Raw genomic sequence first — 8,666 nt, forward strand, 5'->3', positions numbered from 1 at the left:
CCCTCGCGGCCAGCACCGATGCCGTCGCGGCCGACATCGTGGCGTGGCTGGGCACATTGAATCTCAACCGACGATGACCGAGACGGAAGACGCTGCCGGCCCGCGCGCCTCGCCGGTGGCGCGCGCGGCGCTGCTGGCCTATCTGCTGCTGATCATCTACGCCAGCTGGTTCCCGTTCTCCGGCTGGCGCAGCAGCGGCCTGTCGCCGTTCGCCTTCCTCGTCCTGCAGATGCCGCGCTGGTGGACCGGCTTCGACGTCATGGTCAACATCGTCGGCTACATGCCGTTCGGGATCCTGATCGTGCTCGCGCTGCATCCGCGCGTGCGTGGCCTGTGGGCGGTCGCCATCGCGGCCGTCGTCGGCCTGCTCGTCTCGGGCACGATGGAGGTCGTGCAGAACTACCTGCCCAGCCGCGTGCCGTCGAGCCTCGACCTGCTGACCAATGCGGGCGGCTGCCTGGCCGGGGCGGTGATCGGCGCGTGGTTCGCCCCGATGCTGCTCGACCGCAGCCGTTTGTATCTGCTGCGGCAGCGCTGGTTCGCGGCGCATGCGAGCCAGGGCCTCGTGCTCGTCGCGCTGTGGCCGCTGGCCCAGGTCTATCCGCAGAACTACCTGTTCGGCAACGGCCAGATCCTGCCGCTGCTGTCGGAATGGCTGTCCGACTGGCTCGATACGGACATCGACCTCGTGACCATGCTGCGCGGCGACGTGCCGATGAGCGTGGAGCAATACTGGCTCTCTGAAACCATCATCACCGCGTGCGGCATGACGGGCGCCGCCCTCACGCTGCTGTGCCTCACGCGCCGCGGCGCGCCGCGGCTGTCGCTGATGCTGGCGCTGGTCGGCGTCGGCATCGTCGTCAAGACGCTCGCCAGTTCCCTGTTCTTCGCGCCCGACAATGCGTTCGTGTGGGTCACGCCGGGCGCCGAAGGCGGCTTCCTGATCGGACTGATCATGCTGACGGGCCTTGCGTTCGCGCCCCAGGTCGCGCAGCGCCGGCTGGCCGTCGTGACGCTCGTACTGTCGCTCATCGTCGTCAACACGATTCCCGCCAACCCGTATTTCGTCTCCACCCTGCAGGCCTGGCAGCAGGGTAAATTCCTGAATTTCAACGGGGCGGCCCAGTTCCTCGACATGGCCTGGCCCATCATCGCATTGTGGTTCCTGCTGCTGCCGTCGCACCGGCTGAATCGCTCTTGATAACGGCGTATCATATGAAAGATACACGCCATCCGGAACCGACATGAACGACGACAAACCCTTTTATCAACACCACGTGTTCTTCTGCCTGAACGAACGCGAAGGCAAGGACTGCCGCCCCAGCTGCGGCAAGAGCGGCGCGGAAGCGGCGCAGCAGCACGCCAAGAAACGCGTCAAGGAACTGGGCCTGAACGGCCCGGGCCAGGTGCGCATCAACAAGGCCGGGTGCCTGGACCGCTGCGAGGAAGGCCCCGTCGTGGTCATCTACCCGCAGGGCACCTGGTACACCTACGTGGACAACTCCGACATCGACGAAATCATCGACCGCCACCTCGTCAAGGGCGAGGTCGTCGAACGCCTGAAGATCTGACGAAGTACGCCTGAACAAGCAATGAACAAGAATTCCCAGAAGTTTTACCTGACCGGCCCCGCCGGCAAGATGGAGTGTGTGCTGGACGAACCGGAAGGCACGCCCGTCGGCATCGCCCTCGTGGCGCACCCGCACCCGCTGTACGGCGGCACGATGGACAATAAAGTGGCGCAGACACTGGCCCGCGCCTTCGTCGGCCTCGGCTACGTGACGGCCCGCTTCAACTTCCGCGGCGTGGGCGAGTCGGAAGGCGTGCACGACGAAGGCCGCGGCGAAGTGGACGACATGGAAATCATGCTCGACCACATGATCGAACAGTATCCGGGCCTGCCGTACGCGCTGTCCGGCTTCTCGTTCGGCACCTTCGTGCAGGCACAACTGCAACAGCGCCTGATCCAGCAGGGCCGCCCGGCCGAGCGCCTGGCGCTGGTCGGTACGGCCGCCGGCAAGTGGCCGATGCCGGAAGTCCCGGCCGACACGATCCTGATCCACGGCGAACTTGACGATACGATACCGCTCGCGCACGTGTTCGACTGGGCGCGCCCGCTCGACATCCCCGTGACCGTGATCCCCGGCGCCGACCACTTCTTCCACCGCAAGCTCGTCCACATTAAAAATCTTGTCGCGCAATTGTGGAGACGTGACATTTGAGGCGAACGCTGGCCTATAATGATGCGATCTTCTTTCAAGGCAATGCTTTCGAGCATTGTCTATCGCATCACAATCCACGTAATCCTCTGAATTGTCTTCCATGAAAAAGTTAATCGCGGCCCTCGCCGCCAGTGCCCTTTTGATGTCGGCCGCCCAAGCGCAGCAGGTGCCGGCCCCGCAAATCGCCGCCCGTTCGTGGCTGCTGCTGGACGCGACCAGCGGCCAGATCATCGCCTCGCAGGATCCGGATACCCGCATCGAGCCGGCGTCGCTCACCAAGGTCATGACGGCCTACGTCGTGTTCGAAGCCGTGCGCGACAAGAAAGTCACGCTGGACCAGATGGTCAACGTGTCGGTCCGCGCCTGGAAGGTCGACGGCAGCAGCTCGAAGATGTTCATCGACCCCGCCACCCCGGTCAAGATCAGCGACCTGCTGTACGGCCTGATGGTCCAGTCGGGCAATGACGCGGCCGTGGCGCTGGCCGAAGCCGTCGCCGGCGACGAAGCGACGTTCGTCACCCTGATGAACCGCGACGCCGAGCGCATGGGCATGAAGAACACCAAATTCGCCAACCCGCACGGCCTGCCGTCGCCGGACAACTACTCCACCGCGCGCGACCTGTCGATCCTGGCTGCGCGCGTCATCAAGGATTTCCCCGAGTTCTACAAGATCGACTCGGTCAAGGAATTCACATACAACCGCATCAAGCAGCAGAACCGCAACCGCCTGCTGTGGCTGGACCCGACCGTGGACGGCATGAAGACGGGCCACACGGAAGCGTCGGGCTTCTCGATGATCGCGTCGGCCCACCGCCCGAACGGCCCGGCGGGCGAGCGCCGCCTGATCTCGGTGCTGTCCGGTGCCACGTCGGACGGCAACCGCACGGCGGAAAGCCAGAAGCTCTTGAACTGGGGCTTCCAGAACTTCGACACCGTCAAACTGTATTCGAAAGGCCAGGCCATCCTGACCCCGGAAATCTGGAAGGGCTCCAAGTCGAACGTCAAGATCGGCTTCCCGAACGACGTGTGGGTGACCGTGCCGAAGGGCGTGGCGCAGAAAATGAAGCCGGTCCTGGAACGCAAGGACCCGCTGGTTGCGCCGCTGGCCCTGAACAGCCGCGTCGGCACGCTGAAGATGAACGTCGACGGCAAGCCGCTGCTGGCGCTGCCGGTCGTGGCGCTGGAAGAGGTGCAGGAAGCGTCGATCTTTGGCCGGGCGTGGGACTCGATGCGCCTCTGGATGAAGTAATCACCTGCCTGTAAACACCGTCGTTCCCGCGCAGGCGGGAACCCATACTGAGCGTCCTCGATCACCTCAGCATGGGTTCCCGCTTCCGCGGGAACGACGTTTTATAATGACGTGATCCGTCAACCTGGAAAAAACGCAATGAACCCAGCCCTCCCCCGCGACCTGTCCTGCCCGCGCATCGCCCCCCGCAAGAACGGTGACCTCGAACTGTCCCGCATCGTCGCCGGCATGTGGCGCATGGGCGACTGGGACATGACGGTGGAGCAGCGCATCGCCTTCATCGAGCAATGCATCGCGCTGGGCGTCACGTCGTTCGACCATGCGGACATCTACGGCAACTACGGCGTCGAAGGCCTGTTCGGCGAAGCGCTGCGCGCCCAGCCGTCGCTGCGCGACCGCATGCAGCTGATCAGCAAGTGCGGCATCAAGCTGCTGTCCAATAAACGCCCGCAGCACACCATCCAGCACTACGACACGAGCGCCGCGCACATCGTCGCGTCCGCCGAGGAATCGCTGCGCCAGCTGCACACGGACCGCCTCGACCTGCTGCTGATCCACCGCCCCGACCCGCTGATGGACTTCGACGAGATCGCGGACGCATTCTCGCGCCTGAAGCAGGACGGCAAGGTGCTGCACTTCGGCGTCTCGAACTTCAGCCGCCACCAGTTCGAGGCGCTGAACCGCCGCATCGAACTGTCGACGAACCAGGTCGAATTCTCGCCGCTGCACGTGGCGCCGATGTTCGACGAGACCTTCGACGGCCTGCAGGATAAAGGCGTGGCGCCGATGATCTGGTCGCCACTGGCCGGCGGCCGCCTGTTCACGTCGAACGACGCGAACGCGGAAAACCTGCGCCTCGTGATCAAGGAGATCGCCGACCGCCTGCACCAGCCGTTCGCCAGCGTGGTGTTCGCGTGGATCCTGCAACTGCCGTCGCGTCCCATCCCGCTGACGGGCAGCGGCCGCGCGGAGGCGATCGCGGTCGCCGTCGCCGGCACCACGTTCCAGCTGTCGCGCGCCGACTGGTTCACGATCCTGCGCGCCGCGCGCGGGCACGAGGTCGCGTAGGAGCCTACGCCGCCATGGGCGAACCCCTCAAGATCGTGGAAGGCCGCGCGCTGACGGCGCAGCAGAAGAAGGACCTGCTGAACCGCCTCGCGCGCGTGGAAGGCCAACTGCGCGGCGTGCAGAAGCTGATCGCGCTGGCCGACGCGCCGTCCGACTGCGACGCCGTGGCCCAGCAGATGGCCGCCGCGCGCAAGGCGCTGGACCGGTCGTTCGTGCAGCTCCTCACCGCCAGCATCGTCACCCATACGGGCAATGCGGGCGACGTCGAGGAAGCGAAAGCGGCGGCGGCGCGCCTGGCCGCCATGTTCGACAAGTTCGCTTAGTCCGCCCTCAGTCCTCTACGTTGTCCTCGTACACCTTCGGCGGCGCAATCTTCGTCCACCCACCCTGCCACGCGATGTTCAGCAGCAGCGTCGCGCTGATATAAAACACGAAGAACAGCGCAAAGAAGCGCGTGCGCAACAGCGCCAGCAGCGCGATGCAGACGACGAGCGCGACGAGCGCCGCCTTCGATTTCGGCTGCTTGGAGCTGGGGAAGCGGATCGTCGACACCATCAGCGTGCCGACGGCCACCATCAGCAGCATGACGAGGAAGGCACCGGCCATGTCGGCCACCGGGTCCGGCCATGCGACCACCACCGAGGCGACGCACGCCGCGCCCGCGGTGATCGGCATGCCGACGAAGTAGCGTGGGTCCGTCTTCCCGACCATCACGTTGAAGCGCGCCAGGCGCAGCGCGCCGCAGGCCACGAACACGAAGCACGCCAGGCCGCCCATGCGCACGAGGGTCGGGTGCGCGGCGCCCATCTGGGCGAAGCCGTAGCAGTACAGCAGCAGCCCGGGCGCGCAACCGAAATTCATCACGTCGGCGATGGAGTCCAGCTGCACGCCGAACGCGGACTGGGTGTTGGTGGCGCGGGCGACGAAGCCGTCGAGCGCGTCGAACACGCCCGCCAGCACCAGCAGGATCGCAGCCAGGCGATAGTCGGACGGATCGCCCACGGGGGCGTTGTCGACCGAGATCACGATGCTGCCGAAACCGCAGGCAATCGACAGCAGGGTCACGAAACTGGGCAGGGCAAACTTGGCGCGCGCGAGGCGCTGCTGGCGGGTCGGATTCACTGGAATTCGTTAAAAGCGGAAGAATGGCTTATTTTACATGGGCTTATGCCGGGGCCGCGATTGTCCTTACGATCGTCACCGGGCCCCGATTTCGCCTAGAATGGAGGCTCCTTTACCCCATCAGGACCGACGCCGGGAGTGATATATGATGAACAATATGCTTCGCGTGCGGCAGATCGCCCTCGCCTGTACCGCGGCGTGGGCGCTCGTCGCCTGCGGCGGGGGCGGCGGCGGGAGCAGTGCCGGCGCCCCGAACGTGACTCCCTCCACCGGATTCTCGGGACAGGACGCCTCGGCGCCCACGGCGACGAACAACATCGCCACCGACGGCCTGAACTGGATCAACTACCGCCGCAGCCAGATCGGTATGCCGGCGCTGGCGCGCAACGCCGTCATCGACACCGCGGCCCAGGGCCATTCCGATTACCAGCGCATCAACAACGTGGTGACGCACGACCAGACCGCCGGCAAGACCGGCTACACGGGCGCGCGCCTGCAGGACCGCCTGCAGAATGCCGGCTACGTGTTCGGGTCGCCGAATGCGATCGGCGAAGTCATTTCGGCCACCTCGAACGGTTCCGGCTTCTACATGGCCGAGGAACTGATCACGGCGATCTACCACCGCTTCGTGATCTTCGAACCCGTGTTCAAGGAAATCGGCGCAGGTGCGGCGACGACGTCCGCCAATTACAGCTACTTTACCGCCGACTTCGTCACCAACAGCGGCTACGGGACCGGCATCGCCGCGGGCACGATCGTCACGTGGCCGTTCAATGGCCAGACCCAGGTCCCGAACAATTTCAACAGCGATTACGAGGAACCGGATCCGGTGCCCGACCGCAGCGTCGTCGGCTACCCGGTCAGCGTGCACACGAACCTCGATCGCACACTGACGGTCCAGAGTTTCACGATGCGCGCACACGGGACCAGTAGCGACCTGGAGACGCGTCTGCTGGCCTTGGGCAAGGATTCGAATACAACCACAAAGTCGGCGGCGGCGATCGTGCCTCTGGCCCAGCTGGCGTCCGCGACCACGTATGATGTCAGCTTCTCGGGCGCCATCGACGGTGTCCCGATCGGCCGCACCTGGTCATTCACGACAAAATAAAACGCATGGACAGTCCCGACCACCGTTTCCCGCCAGACGCACACGATGCCCCCGCCGTGAACCACGCGGGCGGCATCGCGCGCCTGATGGGCGACGGGGCCCTGTTCGGACGCGTCCTCGCGCGCTTCCGCAACGAATACCGCCATGGCGCGGCCGGCATCCGCACCGCGCACGACCAGGGCGACACCGCGCTGGCGCTGCGCCTCGTCCACACGCTGAAAGGGGCCGCCGGCATGATCGAGGCGGTACCGCTGCGGCGCCAGGCCGACATCGTGGAAGGCCTGTTGCGCGGGGGCGCGGGCGACGTCCACGGCAGCCTCGCGCGCCTGCAGGATGAGCTGGAACGGGTGTTGCGCGAACTGGATGCGCTGGCGCTCACCTTGCCGGAACGCCGTCCCACGGCGCCGGCGCAGCGGCCGGCGGAGATGGATCACGCTATCGTCGACCGCCTGATGGCGCTGCTCGACGAAGGCAATGGTGATGCGGTCGACCTCGTGCGCGAAGGCGCCGGCGCGCTGGCCGCACAACTCGGGGAAGGATGTTATCGCCAGGTGGCGGACCTGGTCGAAGGCTTCGACTTCGACGGCGCCCTGGCGCTGCTGCGCGAACGGGCGGGCGGCTGACGCGCAGCCCGCGGTTCAGCGGTTGTATTCCGCTTCTTCGTCGAACGAATCGGCGCAGGATTTGCCGCAAAAACGGCGCACGCTGTCGAGCGGTTTGTCGCAATACCAGCACGCGCCCTTGGGTGGCAGGCTCAGACGGGCGGGCACCGGCGCCGCACTCATGGGCGCCGCGACGGCCGGATCGACAGGCACGCTCTTGTCCGGAACACTTTCCTGTATCGTTTCCAAGGTTTCCCCCTTACCGGCAGCACGTCAGTAACGCTGAGATTACTTTAGTGGAACATCGTGTGCATGAGAAAGCGCAAGCGCGCTTGTGCCCGCTTCTGCGGTACGTGGTCTTTCAAACCAGTGTGCGCCGAATGTGCTACCTGTGCAACGCCTGTTGCCCACGAGTTTTCAAGAAACAACAGTCACGGTGCCCCGACGTCATCGTCACCGATGCCGGCCCATCCAACTGCCCGAAATAATAGCAGTAATGGCAATGCGTGCGCCGGGCCGTTCAATCGTGCGAGCCGCCGTGCCGGATTTACGACGGGCGCGCCGGATGCCGTCAGCGCGCCGGTTCCAGCGTGACGAACAGGGCGCCGGGCGCCGTCTCGAGGCGGGTGGGAATGAATTGCACGCCGGCGTAGCGCAGGTCTTCGGGGCGGAAGGTGTAGACCGGCATGTCGCGCATCAGTTGATTCAAGAGCAGATCGGCGGCGCGGCCCAGGTCGCGCGCGCGGTCGCCCTCCATGCCATCGACGTCGAAGCTGTCGACGTGCGTGGCGGACAGGACGACGGCATTGCGCACATTGTCCAGCACCAGGTGGCCGGACATGGCCAGGCTGCCGTTCCACGACTGGCGCAGGAACGGGGGCGACACGGACACGTCCAGGGACAGGCCCACGCGGTCCGTCTCCGGCATGATCGCGAGGCGCGGCCGGGTCAGCTGCACGTCGAACAGCTCGAGCATGCGATTGCGCAGCGGGAAGCGGCGCTCCAGGCCGGCCTGCAGGCGGGATTGCGACAGTTCGACGCGGCGCGGTCCGATCACCGTCGCGCACGATGCCAGCAGGCCACCGCCCGCCAGCGCCAGCGCCGCCTTGCCGAACGTCCGTCTCGTCATCGCCGTCATCATCGCCTCACTCGTCCATGGATGGGGCGAAGCCTAACACATCAATAGAAGTACGGCGTTGCGCGCGCCCATTCGCTCTTCGGCCAGCGCTTGTGCAGCAGCGCGTGCGCCTTGCGCGACAGGGCCGACGCATCCTTGTCGAGGCAGCCGCCGCGCG

The 8,666-nt window shown here is 65.7% G+C and carries 11 protein-coding genes; 8 read left to right on the plus strand and 3 right to left on the minus strand.

The features are described from left to right. The first annotated feature begins 73 nt into the window (after window positions 1-73). The 6 genes from ACEN88_RS18620 to ACEN88_RS18645 all read left to right on the plus strand — a co-directional run bounded on the left by ACEN88_RS18620 (window position 74) and on the right by ACEN88_RS18645 (window position 4,862). Window positions 74-1,201 carry a VanZ family protein gene (locus ACEN88_RS18620; RefSeq protein WP_413341901.1) on the plus strand — a complete coding sequence of 376 codons (1,128 nt, stop codon included), beginning with the start codon at window positions 74-76 and terminating at the stop codon, window positions 1,199-1,201. A gap of 43 nt (window positions 1,202-1,244) precedes the next feature. Further along, a complete protein-coding gene (locus tag ACEN88_RS18625) occupies window positions 1,245-1,571 on the plus strand; it encodes a (2Fe-2S) ferredoxin domain-containing protein (protein ID WP_105380024.1) in 327 nt (108 codons plus the stop codon). A 21-nt stretch (window positions 1,572-1,592) separates the two neighbouring features. After that, on the plus strand, window positions 1,593-2,222 hold the full coding sequence (locus ACEN88_RS18630; RefSeq protein WP_160410777.1) for an alpha/beta hydrolase: 630 nt from the start codon (window positions 1,593-1,595) through the stop codon (window positions 2,220-2,222). Between the two features lie 100 nt (window positions 2,223-2,322). Beyond that, window positions 2,323-3,471, plus strand: a complete 1,149-nt coding sequence (locus tag ACEN88_RS18635) for a D-alanyl-D-alanine carboxypeptidase family protein (RefSeq protein ID WP_413341903.1) — start codon at window positions 2,323-2,325, stop codon at window positions 3,469-3,471. A 138-nt stretch (window positions 3,472-3,609) separates the two neighbouring features. Next, on the plus strand, window positions 3,610-4,539 hold the full coding sequence (locus ACEN88_RS18640; RefSeq protein WP_413341905.1) for an aldo/keto reductase: 930 nt from the start codon (window positions 3,610-3,612) through the stop codon (window positions 4,537-4,539). A gap of 14 nt (window positions 4,540-4,553) precedes the next feature. Continuing rightward, window positions 4,554-4,862 (plus strand): metal-sensitive transcriptional regulator, encoded by a 309-nt coding sequence (locus ACEN88_RS18645; protein ID WP_413341907.1) that lies wholly within the window; start codon window positions 4,554-4,556, stop codon window positions 4,860-4,862. A gap of 7 nt (window positions 4,863-4,869) precedes the next feature. On the opposite strand, the gene pssA is transcribed toward ACEN88_RS18645, so the two are convergent. Next, complete coding sequence (pssA, locus tag ACEN88_RS18650; RefSeq protein ID WP_413341909.1) at window positions 4,870-5,661, minus strand: CDP-diacylglycerol--serine O-phosphatidyltransferase; 792 nt, start codon at window positions 5,659-5,661, stop codon at window positions 4,870-4,872. Window positions 5,662-5,809: 148 nt separating this feature from the next. On the opposite strand from pssA, the gene ACEN88_RS18655 reads away from it, so the two are divergent. Both ACEN88_RS18655 and ACEN88_RS18660 read left to right on the plus strand, forming a co-directional pair. Continuing rightward, entirely contained in the window at window positions 5,810-6,769 is a 960-nt protein-coding gene (locus ACEN88_RS18655; protein ID WP_413341911.1) for a CAP domain-containing protein, read from the plus strand. Window positions 6,770-6,774: 5 nt separating this feature from the next. Next, a complete protein-coding gene (locus tag ACEN88_RS18660) occupies window positions 6,775-7,392 on the plus strand; it encodes an Hpt domain-containing protein (RefSeq protein WP_413341913.1) in 618 nt (205 codons plus the stop codon). Between the two features lie 15 nt (window positions 7,393-7,407). Here ACEN88_RS18660 and ACEN88_RS18665 read toward each other — a convergent pair whose 3' ends face one another. After that, window positions 7,408-7,620, minus strand: a complete 213-nt coding sequence (locus ACEN88_RS18665) for a hypothetical protein (protein WP_413341915.1) — start codon at window positions 7,618-7,620, stop codon at window positions 7,408-7,410. A 322-nt stretch (window positions 7,621-7,942) separates the two neighbouring features. Continuing rightward, window positions 7,943-8,500: a DUF1439 domain-containing protein gene (locus ACEN88_RS18670; protein ID WP_413341917.1), complete on the minus strand. Its 558-nt coding sequence runs from the start codon at window positions 8,498-8,500 to the stop codon at window positions 7,943-7,945. Window positions 8,501-8,666 lie beyond the last annotated feature (166 nt).

It is taken from the genome of Massilia sp. CT11-108 (assembly GCF_047302915.1).
GTDB lineage: Bacteria > Pseudomonadota > Gammaproteobacteria > Burkholderiales > Burkholderiaceae_D > Telluria > Telluria orientalis.

Bases quoted from the DNA above. Each gene is read 5' to 3' on its own strand.
- ACEN88_RS18655 (WP_413341911.1), top strand. From the start codon at position 5,810: ATGAACAATATGCTTCGCGTGCGGCAGATCGCCCTCGCCTGTACCGCG.
- ACEN88_RS18640 (WP_413341905.1), top strand. From the start codon at position 3,610: ATGAACCCAGCCCTCCCCCGCGACCTGTCCTGCCCGCGCATCGCCCCC.
- ACEN88_RS18625 (WP_105380024.1), top strand. From the start codon at position 1,245: ATGAACGACGACAAACCCTTTTATCAACACCACGTGTTCTTCTGCCTG.
- ACEN88_RS18620 (WP_413341901.1), top strand. From the start codon at position 74: ATGACCGAGACGGAAGACGCTGCCGGCCCGCGCGCCTCGCCGGTGGCG.
- ACEN88_RS18660 (WP_413341913.1), top strand. From the start codon at position 6,775: ATGGACAGTCCCGACCACCGTTTCCCGCCAGACGCACACGATGCCCCC.
- ACEN88_RS18630 (WP_160410777.1), top strand. From the start codon at position 1,593: ATGAACAAGAATTCCCAGAAGTTTTACCTGACCGGCCCCGCCGGCAAG.
- ACEN88_RS18670 (WP_413341917.1), bottom strand. From the start codon at position 8,500: ATGACGAGACGGACGTTCGGCAAGGCGGCGCTGGCGCTGGCGGGCGGT.
- ACEN88_RS18645 (WP_413341907.1), top strand. From the start codon at position 4,554: ATGGGCGAACCCCTCAAGATCGTGGAAGGCCGCGCGCTGACGGCGCAG.
- ACEN88_RS18635 (WP_413341903.1), top strand. From the start codon at position 2,323: ATGAAAAAGTTAATCGCGGCCCTCGCCGCCAGTGCCCTTTTGATGTCG.